We start from the raw sequence: 21,227 nt of genomic DNA, 5'->3' as shown, positions 1-21,227 counted from the left end.
TTCCCTCGCCATTATCCCCGGCGGGTCTGTGAGCCCAAGCCAGTCACGCGGAGATCCCGCGCTATCCGACCGGCCCAGAGCACGGCACTCGGTCCACTTCCGTTTGCTTTGCGCTCCGTCCGCGCTCACGATAGCCCTGAGCCTATTCAATGCTCGCGTGCCCTAAGCCTCCACTGCTACCTTTACAGTTATACGGTGGATACGCCGCAGTGTTTGAACAGATTACCGTGATAAGCAAAGCCGCCCCGGAGAGCAGCCTCCATGCCTGATTACCGCTCGAAAACCTCCACCCACGGCCGCAATATGGCTGGTGCCCGCGCACTTTGGCGTGCCACCGGCATGAAGGACGAAGACTTCAAGAAGCCGATCATTGCGATAGCCAACTCCTTTACCCAGTTCGTGCCAGGTCATGTTCACCTAAAGGACCTGGGCCAGCTGGTCGCCCGCGAGATAGAAAAAGCCGGTGGCGTTGCAAAGGAATTCAACACTATCGCTGTGGATGACGGCATCGCCATGGGTCACGATGGCATGCTCTATTCCCTGCCGTCCCGCGAGATCATCGCTGATGCCGTGGAGTACATGGTCAATGCTCACTGCGCCGACGCGCTGGTATGCATTTCCAACTGCGACAAGATCACCCCCGGCATGCTGATGGCGGCCCTGCGCCTGAACATTCCGGTCGTATTCGTCTCCGGCGGCCCCATGGAAGCCGGCAAGACCAAGCTGGCCAGCCACGGCCTGGATTTGGTCGACGCTATGGTCATCGCCGCGGATAGCACCGCCTCTGATGAAAAAGTAGCCGAGTATGAGCGCAGCGCTTGCCCAACCTGCGGCTCTTGCTCCGGCATGTTTACGGCCAACTCCATGAACTGTCTGACCGAGGCCCTGGGCCTGGCACTGCCGGGTAATGGCTCGCTGCTGGCAACCCATGCCGACCGCAAGGAGCTATTCCTGCAAGCCGGCCGTACGGCGGTCGAGCTGTGCAAGCGCTACTATCAGGAGAACGATGCCTCTGTACTGCCACGTAACATTGCGTCTTACAAGGCCTTTGAAAACGCAATGACGCTGGATATCGCGATGGGTGGCTCCACCAATACCATCCTGCACCTTCTGGCAGCGGCTCAGGAAGCCGAGGTCGACTTTGATCTGCGCGCCATTGACGCCCTGTCCCGTAAAGTACCCCAGCTGTGCAAGGTGGCGCCGAACATCCAGAAATACCATATGGAAGATGTTCACCGTGCAGGCGGGATCATGAGCATTTTGGGTGCACTGGCTCGCGGCGGTTTGCTCAATACGGATCTGCCAACCGTGCACAGCAGAACCCTGGGCGATGCCATCGAGAAGTGGGACATCACGCTTACTCAGGACGAAGCGGTCAAGACCTTTTTCCGCGCAGGTCCGGCCGGTATCCCCACGCAGGAAGCCTTCAGTCAGGCGACTCGCTGGGACACCCTGGATGACGACCGCGCCGAAGGCTGCATCCGTAGCGTCGAGCATGCCTACTCTCAGGAAGGCGGTCTTGCCGTGCTGTATGGCAATATCGCGCTGGACGGTTGCGTGGTGAAAACGGCGGGTGTGGATGAATCCATCCATGTTTTCGAAGGCTCGGCAAAGATTTTCGAAAGTCAGGATGCCGCGGTGAAGGGCATCCTGAACGACGAAGTGAAAGCTGGCGATATCGTTATCATCCGCTACGAAGGTCCCAAGGGCGGCCCGGGCATGCAGGAAATGCTCTACCCCACCAGCTACCTGAAGTCCAAGGGACTGGGCAAGCAGTGCGCCCTGCTCACCGACGGCCGTTTCTCGGGCGGCACGTCAGGACTTTCCATCGGCCATGCTTCGCCAGAAGCGGCGGCTGGTGGTGCGATCGGCTTGGTGAAAGACGGCGACAAGGTTCTGATCGATATCCCCAATCGCAGCATCAACCTACTGGTTAGCGATGAGGAGTTGTCTCACCGCCGCATCGAACAGGACAAAAAGGGTTGGAAGCCTGCCACGCCACGTGCGCGCCGCGTGAGCACAGCGCTCAAGGCGTATGCCCTCTTGGCCACCAGTGCCGACAAGGGTGCCGTCCGTAACAAGGCGATGCTGGAAGACTGATCTGGGATCGTGTTGAGCACGCCGCCTTCGGGCGGCGTTTTTGTGTCTGTTCCGCAAAAAGCGCAGCCTCTCCACTGGTCTGGTTGGGACTCTCTTACTCTTGGCAAAAAGCCTGTTTCAGGCAAGATGGCGTCGCCTGTAGAACGTCTCCCTTTCTGCTCGATGATAGCCCTCCGACAGCATGGTAAATCGTTACCCTCGTATTTCATGGATGATTATGAATTGAGCCATTGCCCAGAGCGACTACGCTTTCTATAGAGTCCTGTTCTAGACGCACCGCTGCTGTGCCGCGCCCGCAAGACGTGGCAGATCAATCGATAGTTGGAAACTTCGAGTGAACGATATGCCGGACACCAATGCCGAGCCCAGGGTAAAAAAGGATGTCAACACCGCCCCCTCGCCTTCCTCCTCCGCTGCTGAACTTGAGGCACGCCTGCAGTTCGCGCTCGATGTAGCGGATCTGGGTGAATGGGAACTGGACGTCGCTAGCGGAACGCTGACCTGTCTGCTGAGAAACGGGCCGGATTTCGGTACGTCCATACAGCCGGACACATGGGCGCTCGAGGAGTTTTTCGAGCGTATCCACACGGATGACCAAAGGCGTGTACGCCGCGTCATCGAAACGGCAGCGAAACGTGCCGAGCATTGGCATTTCGACTGCAGGTTGCTGCTGTCAGACGGCCGCACTCGCTGGATCAGCGTCAAAGGCAAGGTGCTAAGCGACGCTGACAGCCTCCGGCTACGGGGCATTGCGTCAGATATCAGTGATCTGAAACGCACCGAGGCCCTGGCCAACGGTCAGCAGCAGGCACTGGCACAGGCCGTCGCGGGAGCCCCGCTCAAGCAGATTCTCGATACCCTGACCCGCTCTGCGGAAGAGCAGGCAGGTGGCAACATCTGGGCATCGGTCATGCTCATGGACACCGATGGCCTGCACCTGCGCTTTGGCTCGGCCCCCTCGCTCCCCCAATCGTTCAATCAGGCCGTAGAACGCATACCGATTGGCCCCCTCGCCGGCTCCTGTGGAGCGGCCGCGTATACCGGCACCTCGACTATCGTCAGCGATATTGAGAACGATCCGCGCTGGGTTGAAGCCAAGTCTGTGGTGCTTGGTTATGGTTTCCACGCCTGCTGGTCTCACCCGATCCTGTCATCCTCTGGAAGAGTATTGGGCACCCTGGCCTATTATTGCAGGGAGGCGCGCGAGCCGAGCGATTCGGAGCAGGAGTCCATGCGCCTGCTGGTCAATACTGCGGCGCTGGTTATCGAGCGCGACCGGGAAACCTCGGAGCGCAAAGCGGCAGAGTTGGCGCTTCAAGCCAGCGAACAACGCTTTCGCTCACTGGTAAATGCTACAGGAGCCATCGTGTGGACGGCTTCGCCTACCTTGGAGATTGTTTCTCCTCAGCCGGACTGGTGTGCCTTTACCGGCCAGACTCAGGAGGAAATGCAGGGGTTTGGCTGGATGAACGTGGTTCACCCGGACGATCAGGAGCCCACCGCTGCGCTGGGAGCCAAAATGCTGCAGGACCGCCAGCCGGTATATGCCCAGTACCGGCTGCGCCGGGCCGATGGTCAATATCGCCATGTCAGTGGTTATGCCGTTCCCATTCTTGATACGGAAGGTCAGCTTATCGAATGGGCAGGCAGCTATACGGATGTCACCGAGCAGAAGCTGGCCGAAAGCCGCCTGCACCAGCTGGCCAACCATGACATGCTGACAGGGCTGCCCAATCGGGCGTACCTGAACGAGCATTTGCAGGCTCTGATCAATTTCACGCCGCTTAACAGCTGCCTTGCCATCATGCTGATCGACCTGGACCGCTTCAAGCAGGTCAACGACTCGATGGGACATGATGCAGGCGACACAATGCTGCGCGAAGTGGCGCAGCGATTGAGGGCAGCGGTACCTCAGGGTGATCTGGTGGCGCGCCTGGGTGGCGATGAGTTTGTCGTGGTCGCCCACGCCCCGGAAGGTGAAATCTCCGTTCAAGCGGTGGCTGACGCCATCATCCGAGCGGTTGCGGCTCCGATCGAAATCAATGGCAGCCGTGTTTTTTCCGGTGCGTCGGTAGGGATAGGACTCTACCCTGAGCACGGCCATACCAAGGAACAACTGGTCCAGCATGCAGATATTGCGATGTATCGTGCCAAGGCGGCAGGCGGCCATTGTTGCCGCATCTTCTCAGAAGAAATGAGTGTCGAAGCCAAAAACCGCATGGTGCTGGAAACGGCGTTGTACCACGCCTTGGAGCAGAATCAGTTTTCGCTTTACTACCAGCCGCGTATTCGGCTGCCTGAGGGCACTCCCCAGGGCGTTGAGGTCTTGATCCGCTGGCATCACCCGGAGCGGGGATGGATTTCTCCTGTGGATTTCATTCCGATTGCCGAAGAGATTGGGATGATAGACGAGCTGGGACTGTGGGTTCTGCAAAAGGCCTGTCAGGACATTCACGACCTGTCCAGTCGACTTGGGCAGTCGCTGGAACTGTCCGTGAACCTGTCACCCCACCAGCTCAAGTCACCACATTTGAAGGACAGGATAGAAGCGATTCTGCACACAACCAAACTGAGACCCTGTCACCTGGAGCTCGAGTTGACCGAGGGGGCTTTCATTGAAGACATGGACGCCTCCAATCAGGCGCTCGGAGCGCTGAAAACTTTGGGTGTCAAACTGGCAGTAGACGACCTGGGAACTCGCTACTCCGGCCTGTCCTATCTTAGGCGTTTTCCTATTGATACCGTCAAACTCGACCGCACGCTTATTACCCATCCCGCCGAAGGGTTGGACCGCTACGTGTTCATCAAGGCCATTACCGACATGGCCCATGCCTTGAACCTTGTTGTCGTGGCGGAAGGTGTGGAAGACGAAGAGACGCTCGAACTGCTCAAGCGGGCGCGTTGCGACGAGGCGCAGGGCTATTTTCTGGCCGAGCCACTGCCTCTGGAAGGCTTGTTCGATTTTCTGTCAGCAGCGCGGCACTCCCTAGCCTGACCTTCACGGTTTTCTTCAGTAACCGTTTAGATGACCTGACCGGCAAGGTGCTAGAGTGGCATGCAGGTACGTTAGAGGGGATTGCTATGAAGTGGGCAATTCTGGCGGTTGCGGTCTCAAGCTTGGGCGGCGTCACCCATGCCCAGGCAGACACCATACTCAAATGCGTCGACAAGGCAGGCCAGATCACGTTTACACAAGGCCATTGCCCATCTGATCAATCCCTGGCCGACCGTATCGAAGTTGATAACCCTCCACCAAGAGGCAGTGGCCCGGTCACCCGTATGGCCGACCCGACGCCACCACCGGTAGTAGAAAAGCCCAACACTAAGCCTCGAGACGAGACGTCTCGGCCAAGCACTCGCACACCGTCAGACGCTGATCGTTATTACGATCTCGACGATGATGACTATGATGTCCCGCCACCGATCCGGCAGGACCGCTACTATCCCTATCCAGAGCCCTATTACGATTATGGTGGACACCGTCCGCCCTGGCATCATTATCCCAGGCCAACCCCACCAACGCCCCAGCCAGCCCCCGAGCCCGCACCGCGCCCCAGCGTAACAGAGCGTGGACGCGCCGCGATCGAGCAGAAAAAGGCGCAGGTAGAAGCACAGAAAGCCGAGCGCAGGCGTCTGCTGGATCAGCGCTAGGACTCATCCCTGGCGCTATTCCAACCCGTCTAGCCTTCCCGGCAGTCTTCCCGACTGTTGGTTTTAAACAGGCGATACAGGTAAACGAGCACAATCACTGCCAGAACTATTTTGGAGGCCGGATCCAAAAGCGTCGCGACACGCTCGTATTCGGCATTCAGCAGGTAACCCGCCAGTGTCAGCACCGTTGTCCAGATCAGAGAACCCGCCAGGGTATACCCGGCGAAGCGACGAAACGGCATATGGGCAATACCGGCCGGTACAGAAATCAGGGTACGGATTGCCGGTACCAGGCGGCCAAAGAAGACAGCCTTACTGCCATGCGACCTGAACCAGAGAGAGGCCTCACTGACGTCCTTGGCCGAAAGAGTCAGCCAGCGCCCGTAACGCTGCGCCAGCTTGCGCATGCGCGCCTCTCCCCATACCGCACCAGCGTAATACCACGGTAGCGCGCCCAGAAAGGACCCCAGCGTTCCCGCCAGCACCACGCCGATGAAATTCAGCTCCCCTCTCGCCGCTAGAAACCCTGCCAGCGGCATAATGACCTCCGATGGAATAGGCGGAAACACGTTTTCCAGAAACATGAGCAAAAGAATGCCCAGGTAACCCCCCTGTTGAATCAACCCTGTAATCGCGTCAAACACGCAAAAGCCCTCGGTAAAAGAAGAAGGTATGGGCAACCTGGCTGCTGGATCTGCATGGCATGACTGCTGAAGTGCTTGCCATGAAGCCCGGCGGGATTGGAGTAGTGAATGCCAAGCGCCTGCCATCAGAACAAGGCCTAAGACCCTGGATACTGGTAAAGTTAGGCCGTGAGACTTTCGTCTTTATTACTGAACGTTAACGCCATGCCCAAGGCGCATGGCAGCAGCCTGTCCTATCGCCCGTCTCTTTTATGGGATGAAGACTGTGCGGCGCAGCACCGGAACAGTACACTTGCCGCCTTTTGCGGAACCGCTACATGAGCCAGCCGGACGCCTCTCCCTCCCGCCATGAACTGGTTTACGGTCTCGACGATCGGCCTCGCCTGCCTATCGCCCTGCTCGCTGCGTTGCAGCATCTGCTGGCGATCATCGTGCCTATCGTCACTCCAGGCCTTCTAATCTGCCAGGCACTGGGTGTCTCACCACGGGATACCAACCTGATCGTGTCCATGTCTCTGGTGATTTCAGGCATTGCCACGTTCATCCAGTGTCGCCGCTTCGGCCCGTTCGGGGCAGGGCTACTAATCGTTCAGGGTACCAGCTTCAACTTTGTCGGCCCCTTGATCGCTGGCGGCGCGCTGATGGTCAAGCAGGGCACGCCGGTTGAGGCCGTAATGGCTGCCATTTTTGGCGTGGTCATGGCGGGCTCTTTCGTCGAAATGGGTATTTCCCGAATACTGCCTTTCGTTAAGCGCCTGATTACTCCGCTGGTAACCGGCATCGTGGTGCTGATGATCGGTCTTACCTTGATCAAGGTCGGACTCATCAGTATGGGCGGCGGCTTCTCAGCCATGAGCCAGGGCACCTTTGCCAACGGCGAGAATCTGCTGCTGTCCGGCGTGGTGCTGGCAATCATCGTCGTGCTCAACCGCGTTCGCGTGGTATGGGTGCGTAGCGCGGCCATCGTCATTGCGCTCCTGGTCGGCTACGGCCTGGCGGCTTATCTGGGACGTCTGGACTTTACCGGCATGCATGAAGCTCCTCTGTTCCAGGTGCCGGCTCCCCTGCATTTTGGGCTGGGTTTTTCCTGGGCACTGTTCGTTCCCATGCTGGTGATCTATCTCGTCACCTCCCTGGAAGCCATCGGTGACGTGACCGCAACCAGTAAAGTGTCCCGCCAGCCGGTAGAGGGTCCGGTCTGGATGGCTCGGATCAAGGGCGGTGTACTGGTCAATGGAGCCAATTCCTTGTTGGCCGGACTGTTCAACAGCTTTCCCAGCTCAATCTTTGCGCAAAACAACGGCGTGATCCAACTGACGGGTATCGCCAGCCGCCACGTCGGGCTGTGGATTGCCGTCTTTCTCGTTCTGCTCGGCCTGTTTCCAGCCGTTGCCGGCATTATTCAGGCCGTACCAGAGCCAGTATTGGGTGGCGCCGCACTGGTGATGTTTGGCGCCGTTGCAGCTTCGGGGATCAACATTCTGGCCGGCATTCAGTTGGACCGCCGTGCCCTGTTGATTATTGCCGTTTCCCTGGCACTGGGTCTGGGTGTGTCCCAGGTCCCTGAGTTTCTCGCCCACATGCCGGCAGCGCTACGTGATGTACTGAATTCAGGTGTGGCCACAGGAGGGCTTTGCGCTCTGATCATGAACTGGTTCCTGCCAGACAGCACCAAAGACATAGCGCAGAAATAAAGGGCGCTTGTGATCGACGCCTGCACTGGGCGTCGATCACACTCATTCAACCCTTACACACTTTATCGGTCAAAGGTTATACAGACCCAGCCTGTGTACGGGAGAACCATGCCTGCCTCCAACCATCCGATTTTTCGCATTGGCGTTATCGCCGATACGCACAACCTCCTGCGTCCCGGCGCATTGAGTGCACTTGAAGGGAGCGACCATATCATCCATGCCGGTGATGTCGGCAAGCCCGAAATCCTTGAGCGACTTCGGGAAATAGCTTTCCTTACTGTCGTCCGCGGCAATAACGACACGGACGACTGGGCCCAGACCCTACCTGAAACAGCTACGCTTCGTTTTGGCGAGGTCGACCTCTACGTGATCCACATTCTCCAGGATCTGGTGATTGATCCGGCGGCCGAAGGTATTCGCGTCGTAATCTGCGGGCATTCACATAAGCCAAAACGGGAGGAGCGCGAGGGCGTACTCTACTTCAACCCAGGCAGCCCAGGCCCTCGCCGCTTCAAGCTGCCTGTCTCTCTGGGACGCCTGAGCATACAGGGTACCGAGGTCAACGCCGAACTCATTACCCTGGAAGTCTAGTCAGGGCCTTCACAGCGAAGGTCTGGCCAGCGGCGCCGGGCTGCGATGACGCTGCCCGGCACAGGCAAAGTAGATCACCCCACCAAGTGCCGAACCGGTAAACCAGCCGTAATCGTAAAACCAGGTCATGACGCCCGTTGTCAACGCCATGAGCGTCAGCACGACAGGAATACCGAACGCAACGAAACCCACCACGTTGTAGGCTGGGTAATAGTCGTCACGGTATAACCCGGCCAGATCAAGCTGCTGCTTTTTCACGATGAAGTAGTCCACCACCATGATGCCGGCGATGGGTCCCAGAAGACTGGAGTACCCCAGCAGCCAGTTCGAGTACACGCTCTCCAGGCTGACATCCGAGACGATCCAGCCTAGTTTCTTGAGCAGTTCATGGGCCATCAGCGCCAGGCCCACCAACCCGGTTATCAATACGGCTCGGGTCCGATTGATGAGCCGGGGCGCAAGATTCTGGAAATCATTCGTGGGCGAAACGATATTGGCAGCTGTATTGGTCGACAGCGTCGCAACTACGATCAAGGCCATGGCCAGGGCAACCCAAACAGGGCTCTGGATATGACCGATAAGCGAAACCGGATCAGACACCGTCTCGCCCACCAGGGCCGCCGAAGCGGCCGTCATTACTACGCCCAGGGAGGCAAACAGGAACATGGTGACCGGCAGGCCAATCACTTGCCCTATGATCTGATCCTTCTGGCTTCTGGCATAGCGACTGAAGTCTGGAATGTTCAGTGAGAGAGTCGCCCAGAAACCCACCATGGCAGTCAGGCCTGCCAGAAAATATTTGGTCACCCCCTCGCCTTCCGGTCGTTTGGCTGGCTGGGACAGGAGCTCCGTCATCGACACATGGGGCATCGCCCATATCAGAAGACCGACCCCGACAAGTAACAGGAGCGGCGCAGACAAGGTCTCCAGCCACTTGATCGACTCGGCGCCTCGAATGACCACCCATAGATTAGCCGTCCAGAACACCATGAAGCCAATGACCTCACCCGTACTGCCCAAGGCCTTCCAGCCCTCGAAAAGTGACCCGAGAAACAGGTGAATCGCCAAACCGCCAAACATCGTCTGGATGCCAAACCAGCCGCAGGCCACGACTGCTCGAATCAGGCAGGGCACGTTCGAGCCCAGAATACCAAAGGAGCTGCGCAGGAGGACCGGAAAAGGAATCCCGTACTTGGTGCCTGGAAATGCATTTAATGTCAGGGGAATCAGCACGATCAGGTTGGCCAGCAGAATGGTAGCCAGCGCCTCGCCCACTGATAATCCAAAGTAAGCCGTCAGTACGCCACCCAGGGTGTACGTGGGTACGCAGATGGCCATGCCCACCCACAGCGCTGCGATATGCCACTTATTCCAGGAACGCTCCGCTACCTGAGTAGGCGCCATGTCGTGGTTATAACGTGGGCTGTCCAGAACATCCGGGCCGGCATGAAGCTCATGAAGACCATCGCGCACAATCACTTCGGATCTGTTGTATGGCATGGCATGCTCTCCCTGTTTTCTCTCATAGGGGTGAGTGGTCCTGCTAGCAGGCTGATCGCCCTTTCTCTCAATAAGCGTGCCGGAACCGTGATCGAAAACAGTCAGGGGAGCGGGCCTTGCGCTAAGTCCTTGATATCACACCTGGAATATTGGTTTGCCTAGCAAGGCAATGGCAGCTGATCACCGAAGCGAAGCGTCCTAACAGCGTTGTCAGGAATCAAACTGGTGCAGAAAAAAGGCAGTGTGATCGCTTGCAAGCGTTGCAAAAGCAACCAACTCATTGATTAAGTTTAGAAAAGCCAAGCCATAGCCTGTGCAACAATTTGGTGAGCGACGATCACCAAGGCAGCGCCGGATACCCTTTATTCCTGACAGCTACGTTAGGAATGCTCAAGGCTCCAGACCAATTCCTCGCAGGATAACCGCCGTCACCGTCTGTACAGCCTGCTCGAATTGCCGATCGCTCAAGGGCATATGGCCGTTGATTAAGTCGATCTGATAATTGAAATCTGCATAGTGCTGGGTCGAGGCCCAGATCATGTAGAGCAGATAAGCCGGCTCTACCGGCAGGATACGTTTGTCATCCACCCACTGCTTGATCTTGGCCTGCTTGAGTCTGGCCCACTCCATCAGGTGTTCATCCAGAGCGGCCCCCAGCAGCGGTGCACCATGCATGATTTCGTTGGCCCAGATCTTTGAGCCATAAGGGCGAGTACGGGAGTGGTTCATCTTGGCGCGGATATAGCTCGTCAGCACTACCCGGGGATCATCGAACTGCTCGAAACAGATGGCATCCTGTTTCCAGAGTTCCAGTAATCCGAGCACCACCTCACGGTACAGGTCATCCTTGGTCGAGAAGTAATAATGCAGGTTCGACCGCGGCAGCTCTGCTTCCTGGGCAATATCGCCCATGGAAGCAGCACCAAACCCTTTCTCGGCAAACACCTTTTCGGCAGCCAGCAATATCTTCTGCGTATTCCTGCGGCGGATCTCGATCTTGTGATTAGCCATGGCATTTCCGATACGAGCAGTAAACGCCAAGGCTACCCCAAGGTCTGTCGCGAACCTAGAGCGACTCAGGCGCCCTTTTCTTCATCCTTGAACTGATCTTCGATGTACGTGATCTTCGTCTTGCCATGGGGAGTCGGATTACCCTCCTCGTCCAGGTTGACGAAGACGATCTTGTCGATGGTCAGAATGCTCTTGCGGGTAATCTTGTTGCGGACTTCACAGCGCAGGGTAATGGAGCTGCGGCCAAATTCAGTAGCCGTGATCCCTAGCTCGATGATGTCACCGATACGCGATGCGCTGACAAAATTGATCTCGGAAATATATTTGGTGACGACCCGCTGGTTGCCCAACTGAACGATGGCATAAATCGCAGCCTCTTCGTCTATCCACTTCAGCAGGCTGCCGCCAAACAGAGTGTTGTTGGCGTTCAGATCCTCGGGCTTTACCCACTTGCGTGTATGGAAATTCATGTCGTCTCCTTGAGTAATAGCGGTCCACAAGCTTAACCCCTTCCGCCGGTTAGAGAAGCCATCGAAGCGGTCGTTCCTCTCTATGCAGTCAATTACTGATCATCATGAAGCCGGTACACCTACAAAGCCTGGGGATTGCCCGCTATACTTCGAGCCCATGGCGATTTTCAAATCGCCACCCGCCATCCTACCGAGGGGCGCTGCAGCAGGGTTTCCCTGTCAGGCTCGGGGGAGCGTAGCCGCAGGCCTGGCCTGCACACGCATCAACGGCGCCCATTCGCATTTACAGCTGTCCTGCAGCGGCACGTTATCGCCGGGGCAGCCAACAACTTCGAACGAATGGAGAGCTTAATGAGCGCTGTTATCACGCCTGCCGGTTTCAACGACTACAAGGTTGCCGACATTTCCCTGGCTGACTGGGGCCGCCGCGAAATCATCATCGCCGAGTCCGAAATGCCTGCCCTGATGGCCCTGCGTCGCAAGTACGCCGGCGAGCAACCGCTCAAGGGTGCCAAGATCCTGGGCTGCATCCACATGACCATCCAGACTGCCGTGCTGATCGAAACACTGGTCGCGCTGGGCGCTGAAGTGCGCTGGTCCTCCTGCAACATCTTCTCCACTCAGGATCAGGCCGCTGCCGCCATTGCCGCTGCCGGTATTCCGGTCTTTGCCTGGAAAGGTGAAACCGAAGAAGAATACGAGTGGTGCATCGAGCAGACCATCCTGAAAGATGGCCAGCCCTGGGATGCCAACATGGTCCTGGACGATGGTGGCGACCTGACCCAGATCCTGCATGACAAGTATCCGCAGGCCCTGGAAAAAATTCACGGCGTTACTGAAGAAACCACCACTGGTGTACATCGCCTGCAGGACATGCTGAAGAAAGGCACCCTGAAAATCCCGGCGATCAACGTCAATGACTCCGTTACCAAGAGCAAGAACGACAACAAGTACGGCTGCCGTCACAGCCTGAACGACGCCATCAAGCGCGCCACCGACCACCTGCTCTCTGGCAAGCAGGCGCTGGTTGTCGGCTATGGCGACGTAGGCAAGGGTTCTGCTGCCTCCCTACGCCAGGAAGGCATGATCGTGAAGGTGTCCGAGGTCGACCCGATCTGTGCCATGCAGGCCTGCATGGACGGCTATGAAGTCGTTTCGCCCTACAAGAATGGTCAGAACGATGGCACCGAAGCCTGCGTTGATGCCGACCTGCTGGGCAAGATCGACCTGATCGTCACCACAACCGGCAACGCCAACGTCTGCGACGCCAACATGCTGAAAAGGCTGAAGAAGCGCGCCGTGGTGTGCAACATCGGCCATTTCGACAATGAAATCGATACAGCCTTCATGCGCAAGAACTGGGGCTGGGAAGAAGTGAAGCCGCAGGTTCACAAGATTCACCGCACCGGCAAGGACATCGATCCAGCCAACGATGATTATCTGATCCTGCTGGCCGAAGGTCGCCTGGTCAACCTGGGCAACGCAACCGGCCACCCAAGCCGCATCATGGACGGCTCCTTTGCCAACCAGGTTCTGGCGCAAATGCACTTGTTCAACGAGAAGTTTGCCGACCTTCCTGTAGTCGAAAAGACCAAGAACGTCACGGTTATGGTTCTGCCCAAGAAGCTGGACGAAGAAGTGGCGCTGGAAATGGTCAAGGGCTTCGGCGGTGTCGTGACACGTCTGACCAAAGAACAGGCGGACTACATTGGCGTTGAGCAGGACGGCCCGTTCAAGCCGGAAACCTATCGCTACTAAGCGGTAGGCATCAATCGACACGGAGAAGGTCTTCCCCTTCTCCTCGGCAGTTCAGGACAACACCGCCCAAGCGGCGGTGTTTCTTGAGGAAGCGCCAATGCGCTCCAGGGATTACCCATGACTCGTACCACACCCAACGTCAGTTTCGAGTTCTTCCCGACGAAGACCGAAGCCGGCCACGAAAAATTGCTCAATACCGCTCGCCAGCTGGCCGGCTACTCCCCAGAATTTTTCTCCTGCACTTATGGTGCTGGCGGCTCGACCCGGGACCGTACCCTCAATACCGTTCTTCAGCTCGACAGCGAGATTCGGATTCCTACAGCGCCCCATCTCTCCTGCGTAGGCGACTCCAAGGCCGAATTACGGGACCTGCTGATTCGCTACCGTGAAGCGGGCATCACGCGTATTGTGGCACTGCGCGGTGATCTTCCTTCCGGCATGGGAATTTCCGGCGGCGAACTGCGTTACGCCAACGAGTTGGTCAGCTTTATCCGCGAAGAAACCGGTGATCATTTTCACATTGAAGTTGCCGCTTATCCGGAAGTTCATCCCCAGGCACGCAACTTCGAAGCCGATCTCGCCAATTTTGTTCGCAAAATCAAGGCTGGAGCCAACGGCGCGATCACACAATACTTTTTTAATGCCGACAGCTACTTTCATTTTGTCGACAGAGCGTGCAAGCTAGGCGCAGACGTACCCATCATTCCTGGCATCATGCCGATTACCAACTACAGCAGCCTGGCTCGCTTTTCCGAAGCCTGTGGCGCCGAAATCCCACGCTGGATTCGCAAGCAGTTGGAAGCGTATGCTGACGATGTCAAAAGCATTCAGGCGTTTGGCCAGGAAATCGTGACAGACATGTGTGAACGCTTGCTGGCCGGCGGAGCGCCTGCCCTGCACTTCTACACATTGAATCAGGCTGAACCCAGCCTGGCCATTTGGAATAACCTTGGCTTTAAAAGCTGAACATCATCGCCTGGAGCCATTTTCCAGCCTTCCACCCAGCGCAGGGCGGTAGCGTGTGGAGAAGACGAACACATTATTGTCGTCAGTTTCAGGCGAAACCGCGCCCCAACGTCGGCGGGACGCCGACTTAGTAGACAGGAACCCCGCATGTCCTTCACTTCCCTCGGTCTCTCCGAGGCCCTATCCCGCGCAGTAAACGACGCGGGTTATGTCAACCCGACTCCCGTTCAACAACGGGCCATTCCCGCTGTACTGCAAGGCCGTGACCTGATGGTTGCCGCCCAGACCGGTACTGGCAAGACGGGTGGATTCGCCCTCCCCGTTCTCGAGCGGCTCTTTCCGAACGGACAACCTGACGGCAAAAAAGCCGGTCCGCGCCAAGCCCGTGTGTTGGTATTGACGCCTACCCGGGAGCTGGCCGCCCAAGTGCATGATAGTTTCAAGATCTATGCACGCGACCTTCCCATGCGTAGCACCTGCATCTTTGGTGGTGTTGGCATGAAGCCCCAGGTCACTGCGCTCTCCAAGGGCCTTGACGTCCTGGTAGCGTGCCCTGGTCGTCTTCTGGACCTTGCCGGTCAGAATAACGTCGATCTGTCAGCCATCGAGATTCTCGTGCTGGACGAAGCTGACCGCATGCTCGACATGGGCTTCATTCACGACGTGAAGAAGGTTCTCGCCCTGCTTCCCAAAGAACGGCAGAACCTGCTGTTTTCGGCAACGTTCTCCAAAGACATTACCGATTTGGCCGACAAGCTCCTGCGTAATCCCGAGCGCATCCAGGTCACGCCGCCAAACACCACGGTCGAACGTATCGAGCAGCGTGTCTTCCGTATTGCCGCTGCCCAGAAACGCGCCTTGCTGGCTCATCTGATTACTCTTGGCGCCTGGGAACAAGTGTTGGTCTTCACACGGACCAAGCACGGTGCCAACCGCCTGGCCGAATACCTGAACAAGAACGGCCTTCCGGCTGCGCCTATCCATGGAAACAAGAGCCAAAACGCACGTACCAAAGCGCTGGCCGATTTCAAGGACAATTCCATTCGCGTGCTCGTAGCAACCGATATTGCCGCTCGCGGTCTGGACATCGACCAGCTTCCCCATGTCGTCAACTTCGAGTTGCCGAACGTGGAGGAAGATTACGTACACCGCATCGGCCGTACAGGTCGTGCCGGTCGTAGCGGCGAAGCCATATCCCTTGTGTCTCCCGACGAGGAGAAACTGCTGCGCGCCATCGAGCGCCTGACCAAGCAGAACATCCCTGACGGTGACATGCAGGGCTTTGACCCTGCCAGCGCACCGGTTGAGAAAGTGGAAGCGCGTGAGCCACGCGAGCCCCGTCGCCAGGCACGACAGCCACGTGCACCCCGCAAAGAGCAGCCTGCAAGAGCAGCGGAAGGTGAAGTTTCTGCTGAACACGCAGCACCACAGCACGAGGAGCGGCAGGCACGCCAGCCACGTCGTGGCCGCCAGCAGAACCAGGGTCAGGACCAGGCACGCGCCGGTAGAAACAAGCCACGCCAGGAGCGCAGCGGCGAGCGCCAGCCACAGCAGACAACTCAGAGCCCCCAGAACCGCGATCCGGAAGAATTTCTGGATGACGATTTCGATAACTTTGGTAACCGGGTCGATTATGTCAGCCCTTATCAAGGCAAGAATCGCCGTAATGGTGGTCCGCGTCGTCCAGGTCAAGGGCAACCGCCGCGTACCCATAGCCAAGGCGCAGCGACTTCAGGCGCTACGGCTCAAGCACGCCCGCCCCGTCCTAGACAAGGTGCGGCCAATGCCAGCAACGCGCCTGCAACCGATAGTCGTGGCCCAGCTCAGAACAAGCGTCGCAACAAGCCGGCCGGACAACGTCCCCGTCAGGAGAATCGTCCTTACCAGCCACGCGAACCCCGTGAGCCGCGTCCCGCTATGACAGAGGAGCGTGCACCCAGCAAGCCGCAACCTCGCATTCTGCACAAACCTTCTCGTGCAGACCGCATGCTGACGCCTGAGCAGCTGGATTCGCTCCAGGTTCGTCCAAAGGCTGAAAAGCCTGCCTTGCTGACACGTAATCGCTCGGCTGACGCTGACGCTTGATGCGTTTTCCCTCCAGCGCAGGCTGGAGGGAAAAATAGGCATAAAAAAAGCCGACTCAATCGAGTCGGCTTTTTCATGTCTGCCTTACTAGCGCTTTGATGTGATTGCGGGCGTCGCACTGACGTTGTTATCCGTCGTACGCTCCAACCAGCCACCGCCTAACGCCTTGTACAGCGTCACACTGCTGCTGAGCTGATTAAGGCGGTCTGCGAGCAGCTGCTCCTGAGCCGAATATAAGGATCGCTGCGCATCAAGCACAGTCAGGTAGTTATCGATGCCCTGACGGTAACGCTTCTCAGCCAGATCGTAATACTCCTGACTTGCCGTCACCAGATCACGCTGGGCCTGAAGCTGGTCATCATAGGTTCCCTGTGCGGCTAGAGAATCAGACACTTCCCGGAAGGCTGTCTGGATGGCTTTCTCATACGCAGCGATATTGATGTCCTTCTGGATCTTGGCCGCATCAAGGCTTGCCTTCAGACTACCGGCGGTAAAGATCGGGATATTGATGCTGGGTGCGAATGTCCAGTATCCCGAATGGGCATCAAACAAGCCAGAAAGCTCCCGGCTACCCGTTCCACCCTGGGCGGTCAGACTGATGCTTGGGAAGAACGCTGCCCTGGCGGCTCCAATATTGGCATTGGCGGCCTTGAGGTTAAGCTCGGCCTGCAAAACATCCGGACGGCGCTGCAACAGCTGCGACGGCAAGCCAGCTGGCAGCTTGGCCAGCAGGTCATTGTCATCCAGGCTCTTGCCGGCCGGTAGATCGGTCGGCAAGGGCGCGCCCAACAGCAACCCCAGCGCATTGCGATCCTGCGCCTCCTGACGAGTGTACTGCGCAAGACTCGCCCGAGCGCCCTCCAGCGCCGTACGGGACTGACGTAGATCCAGACCGCTACCCACCCCATTATCCAGCAGACGCTTGGTCAGATCGAATGAGCGCTGATAAGCGTCCAGTGTATCGCGGGTAAGCTGGAGCAATTTCTGATCGGTTTTCCAGGTGAAGTAGGCGTTAGCCACTTCGGAAATCAGGCTGATCTGCGTACTGCGACGCGCCTCAACGGTTGCAAAATAACTTTGCAAGGCCTGCTCGTTCAAACTACGCAACCGACCGAACAGATCCAGCTCATAGGCCGACATGCCAAGCGTTACCGTGTATTGGCTGTTGATCGAGCCGCTACGAGAGCTTCCCGCGCCAGCCTGACCAGTGCTTTGCAGCAACTCCTGGATCGCCGCTGCCGAGCTCATGTCTGCTGGCGTACGCGTCCGCGAACCATTGGCATTGACGCCAATGGTCGGGAACAGCTCTGCACGTTGGATACGATACTGCGCCTGATACAGGCGAACATTCAGAGCCGCCTGCCGCAGATCACGGTTGTTATCCAGAGCGACTTGAATCAGACGCTGCAATTGCGGATCGCTATAGAACTCACGCCAGCCAATATCGGCCGTGTATTCCGAACCACTGCTGGTTGGATTGCCTTTGTACGCCTCGCCTTGCGGCCAAGCGTTTTCCACAGGCGATGCAGGCCGCTCGTAGTCGGGAATCAGGGTGCAGCCCGAAAGCAGCACTGCACCTATTGCGATGGATAAAAGAGACTTCTTCATACTCAATGTCTTCCCTCGGCGCCTGATTCCTGATCACGTGAAGCCTTGTCCTTGAACAGACTGCTGACCACGACGTAGAACATGGGAATCCAGAAGATCGCCAAAACGGTTGCGGTTACCATCCCGCCAATCACGCCCGTACCAACCGCATGCTGACTACCGGAGCTGGCACCATTGGAGATGGCCAGCGGAACCACGCCCAAGATAAAGGCCATGGACGTCATGATAATCGGGCGTAGACGCATCCGTGCGGCTTCTACGGCGGCATCGACGATGTTCTTGCCGCCCTCGTGCAACTCCTTGGCAAACTCCACGATCAGAATCGCGTTCTTGGCTGACAAACCAATGGTAGTTAGCAGGCCCACCTGGAAGAACACGTCGTTTGCCAAACCTCGGAAGTAGGTAGCCAGGAGCGCACCGATCACGCCCAGCGGCACTACCAGAATGACCGCAATCGGGATCGACCAGCTCTCATACAGTGCTGCCAGGCAGAGGAAGACCACTACCAGGGACAAGGCATACAAGGCAGGTGCCTGCGAACCTGAAAGTCGTTCTTCATACGACATGCCGGTCCAGGCAATACCAACGCCCTGCGGTAGCTCCTTGGCCATATTCTCGATTTCGGTCATGGCATCGCCCGTACTGTAACCAGGCGCAGGAGAGCCCTGGATCTCGACAGACGAGATACCGTTATAACGCTCAAGCTTGGGTGAACCGTAGACCCACTCGCCATGGGCAAAGGCCGATACCGGCACCATCTCGCCATTGCTGTTACGTACGTACCACTTGCTCAGATCTTCCGGGTTCATCCGTGAATCGGCTTCGCCCTGTATATACACACGCTTTACGCGGCCTCTGTCAATGAAGTCATTGACGTAACTGGAGGCCCAGGCAATTGACAAGGTCTGGTTGATATCGGTCTGGGACAGACCTAGCGCACGGGCCTTTTCATCGTCGATGATCAGCTTGTACTGCGCTTCGTCATTCAAACCATTGGGGCGAGTCTGAGTCAGCTTCGGATTCTGTGCCGCCATGCCCAGCAATTGATTACGCGCCTCCATCAACTTCTCATGGCCAAGGCCGGAGTTGTCCTGAAGATAGAAGTCGAAACCGGTAGCGTTACCCAGCTCAAGTACCGCTGGCGGAACGATGGCAAAGATCATGGCATCCTTGATCTGCGACAGATAACCCATGGCGCGTCCGGCTACAGCACTGGCGCGGTCCTTGGCATCCGGACGATCTTCCCAAGGCTTGAGCTGAACGAATGCAAGGCCGGAGCTCTGACCACGACCGGCAAAGCTGAAGCCGTTGACCGTAAACATGGAGCTGACTGCCGACGGCTCGTTCTTCATCATCATTTCGCGCATCTGATCCAGCGCAACCTGAGTGCGTGCCGCAGACGATCCAGTTGGTGTGGTTACCTGCACGAAAATTACGCCCTGGTCTTCCTCAGGCAGGAAGGATGATGCAATGCGGGTAAACATGAACGCCATGCCAGCCAGAATGACGACATATACCAGCAGGAACGGTACCTTGTGACGGATAACAGTAGCGACGCTGCGCTCATAACGGTTGACGCCACTGTCGAACTTGCGGTTGAACCAGCCAAAGAAGCCGCGCTTCTCGTGATGGTTCTTGTCGACCGGCTTGAGGATCGTGGCACACAGCGCTGGCGTCAGAATCAGGGCGACCAGTACCGACAGCGCCATGGCTGAAACGATGGTAATTGAGAACTGCCGGTAGATCACCCCGGTCGAGCCGCCAAAGAAGGCCATCGGCACGAATACCGCTGACAGCACCAGAGCGATACCCACCAGCGCGCCCTGGATCTGATCCATGGACTTACGGGTCGCTTCCTTGGGACTCAGCCCCTCTTCCGCCATGACCCGTTCGACGTTTTCCACCACAACGATGGCATCGTCCACGAGCAGACCAATCGCCAGCACCATCCCGAACATGGTCAGGATATTGATGGTAAAGCCTGACGCGAACAGGATACCGAACGTACCCAGCAAGACGACCGGAACTGCAATAGTCGGGATCAAAGTGGCTCGGAAGTTCTGCAGGAACAGATACATCACGAGGAATACCAGCAGAATCGCCTCGCCCAGTGTCTTGACCACCTCATGAATGGAGGCAGTTACTACAGGTGTAGTGTCGTACGGGTACACCACTTCCATGCCTTCAGGCATGAACGGCTTGAGTCGTTCAATGGTCGCACGAACGGCCTTGGACGTATCCAAAAGGTTAGCCCCAGTTGCCAGACGCAGCGCCATACCCGACGCAGGCTTGCCGTTGAACTGAGCGTCGATCGAATAATTTTCACCGCCCAGCTCGATACGTGCGACGTCACGCAGCCGCACTTGGGAACCATCGGGATTGACCTTCAGGAAAATGTTACCGAACTGCTCTGGGGTTTCCAGACGGGTACGGCCAATGATCGTAGCGGTGAGCTGCTGGTTTTCAACGGCAGGCAAACCGCCCAGCGAGCCCGAAGCCAACTGGACGTTCTGGCTCTGAATGGCATTGGAAACATCTCCGGGAATTAACTGATATTTATTCAGTTTGGCCGGATCCAGCCAAATACGCATGGCGTACTGCGAGCCGAAGACCTGGAAATCACCTACACCCGGGGTCCGCGCGATGGGGTCACGCATGTTGGATACGATGTAGTTGGACAGATCCTCACGAGTCAGGGAGTCGTTGTTTGACACCAGACCCACCACCAGCATGAAGTTACGCTGATACTTGGCCACCCGAAGGCCCTGCTGCTGCACCTCCTGAGGCAGAAGCGGTGTCGCCAGCTGCAGCTTGTTCTGTACCTGAACCTGCGCAATGTCCGGGTCCGTGCCTTGGTTAAAGGTCACGATAATGGTCATGCTGCCATCGGAGTTGGACTCCGAGGAGAGATAACGCAGGTTGTCGATCCCGTTCATCTGCTGCTCGATGACCTGGACGACTGTATCCTGAACGGTCTGTGCCGACGCGCCGGGATAGCTCACCTGGATCGAAACAGCCGGTGCCGCGATGTTTGGGTACTGGTTGATCGGTAGGTTAAGAATGGCGAGACCGCCCGCCAGCATGATCACCAGGGCAAGTACCCAGGCGAAAATGGGGCGGTCAATAAAGAATCTTGACATCGACAGCGG

General features: G+C 57.4%; 14 protein-coding genes and 1 riboswitch. Of the genes, 8 read left to right on the top strand and 6 right to left on the bottom strand.

The window, feature by feature from the left end:
• The first annotated feature begins 261 nt into the window (after window positions 1-261).
• From ilvD to JQR86_RS03920, 3 genes are all read left to right on the top strand, one after another.
• Window positions 262-2,100: a dihydroxy-acid dehydratase gene (ilvD, locus tag JQR86_RS03930; protein WP_404627224.1), complete on the top strand. Its 1,839-nt coding sequence runs from the start codon at window positions 262-264 to the stop codon at window positions 2,098-2,100.
• Window positions 2,101-2,443: 343 nt separating this feature from the next.
• Window positions 2,444-5,095, top strand: coding sequence for a bifunctional diguanylate cyclase/phosphodiesterase (locus JQR86_RS03925; RefSeq protein WP_404627288.1), 2,652 nt, complete (start codon window positions 2,444-2,446; stop codon window positions 5,093-5,095).
• 86 nt (window positions 5,096-5,181) lie between these two features.
• Window positions 5,182-5,751 (top strand): hypothetical protein, encoded by a 570-nt coding sequence (locus JQR86_RS03920; protein WP_286787903.1) that lies wholly within the window; start codon window positions 5,182-5,184, stop codon window positions 5,749-5,751.
• Between the two features lie 29 nt (window positions 5,752-5,780).
• On the opposite strand, the gene JQR86_RS03915 is transcribed toward JQR86_RS03920, so the two are convergent.
• Window positions 5,781-6,395 (bottom strand): DedA family protein, encoded by a 615-nt coding sequence (locus JQR86_RS03915; RefSeq protein ID WP_150346722.1) that lies wholly within the window; start codon window positions 6,393-6,395, stop codon window positions 5,781-5,783.
• Between the two features lie 317 nt (window positions 6,396-6,712).
• Between JQR86_RS03915 and JQR86_RS03910 the strand changes: the two genes are divergently transcribed.
• The gene (locus JQR86_RS03910; RefSeq protein ID WP_407362243.1) at window positions 6,713-8,089 is read left to right on the top strand and encodes a nucleobase:cation symporter-2 family protein; all 1,377 of its coding nucleotides are present in this window, start codon (window positions 6,713-6,715) and stop codon (window positions 8,087-8,089) included.
• Between the two features lie 108 nt (window positions 8,090-8,197).
• Window positions 8,198-8,680: a metallophosphoesterase family protein gene (locus JQR86_RS03905; RefSeq protein WP_407362244.1), complete on the top strand. Its 483-nt coding sequence runs from the start codon at window positions 8,198-8,200 to the stop codon at window positions 8,678-8,680.
• 9 nt (window positions 8,681-8,689) lie between these two features.
• Here JQR86_RS03905 and JQR86_RS03900 read toward each other — a convergent pair whose 3' ends face one another.
• From JQR86_RS03900 to JQR86_RS03890, 3 genes are all read right to left on the bottom strand, one after another.
• Window positions 8,690-10,180, bottom strand: coding sequence for an NCS1 family nucleobase:cation symporter-1 (locus tag JQR86_RS03900; protein ID WP_407362245.1), 1,491 nt, complete (start codon window positions 10,178-10,180; stop codon window positions 8,690-8,692).
• Between the two features lie 390 nt (window positions 10,181-10,570).
• Window positions 10,571-11,191: a TetR/AcrR family transcriptional regulator gene (locus JQR86_RS03895; RefSeq protein WP_150348581.1), complete on the bottom strand. Its 621-nt coding sequence runs from the start codon at window positions 11,189-11,191 to the stop codon at window positions 10,571-10,573.
• Window positions 11,192-11,256: 65 nt separating this feature from the next.
• On the bottom strand, window positions 11,257-11,661 hold the full coding sequence (locus JQR86_RS03890; protein WP_010795573.1) for an acyl-CoA thioesterase: 405 nt from the start codon (window positions 11,659-11,661) through the stop codon (window positions 11,257-11,259).
• A 186-nt stretch (window positions 11,662-11,847) separates the two neighbouring features.
• Window positions 11,848-11,943: riboswitch (S-adenosyl-L-homocysteine riboswitch) on the top strand.
• A gap of 69 nt (window positions 11,944-12,012) precedes the next feature.
• On the opposite strand from JQR86_RS03890, the gene ahcY reads away from it, so the two are divergent.
• From ahcY to JQR86_RS03875, 3 genes are all read left to right on the top strand, one after another.
• The gene (gene ahcY / locus JQR86_RS03885) at window positions 12,013-13,419 is read left to right on the top strand and encodes an adenosylhomocysteinase (protein WP_434154368.1); all 1,407 of its coding nucleotides are present in this window, start codon (window positions 12,013-12,015) and stop codon (window positions 13,417-13,419) included.
• 117 nt (window positions 13,420-13,536) lie between these two features.
• Window positions 13,537-14,385, top strand: coding sequence for a methylenetetrahydrofolate reductase [NAD(P)H] (gene metF / locus JQR86_RS03880; RefSeq protein WP_010795575.1), 849 nt, complete (start codon window positions 13,537-13,539; stop codon window positions 14,383-14,385).
• 147 nt (window positions 14,386-14,532) lie between these two features.
• Window positions 14,533-16,470: a DEAD/DEAH box helicase gene (locus JQR86_RS03875; RefSeq protein ID WP_074822426.1), complete on the top strand. Its 1,938-nt coding sequence runs from the start codon at window positions 14,533-14,535 to the stop codon at window positions 16,468-16,470.
• A gap of 87 nt (window positions 16,471-16,557) precedes the next feature.
• Here JQR86_RS03875 and adeC read toward each other — a convergent pair whose 3' ends face one another.
• Window positions 16,558-18,078, bottom strand: a complete 1,521-nt coding sequence (gene adeC, locus JQR86_RS03870; RefSeq protein ID WP_074822423.1) for an AdeC/AdeK/OprM family multidrug efflux complex outer membrane factor — start codon at window positions 18,076-18,078, stop codon at window positions 16,558-16,560.
• 2 nt (window positions 18,079-18,080) lie between these two features.
• Window positions 18,081-21,218, bottom strand: coding sequence for an efflux RND transporter permease subunit (locus JQR86_RS03865; protein WP_150346718.1), 3,138 nt, complete (start codon window positions 21,216-21,218; stop codon window positions 18,081-18,083).
• Window positions 21,219-21,227: the final 9 nt, after the last annotated feature.

The sequence above is a fragment of the Pseudomonas sp. JZ134 genome, assembly GCF_051027695.1.
GTDB lineage: Bacteria > Pseudomonadota > Gammaproteobacteria > Pseudomonadales > Pseudomonadaceae > Chryseomonas > Chryseomonas luteola.
This window is presented reverse-complemented; position numbering and strand designations above follow the sequence as displayed.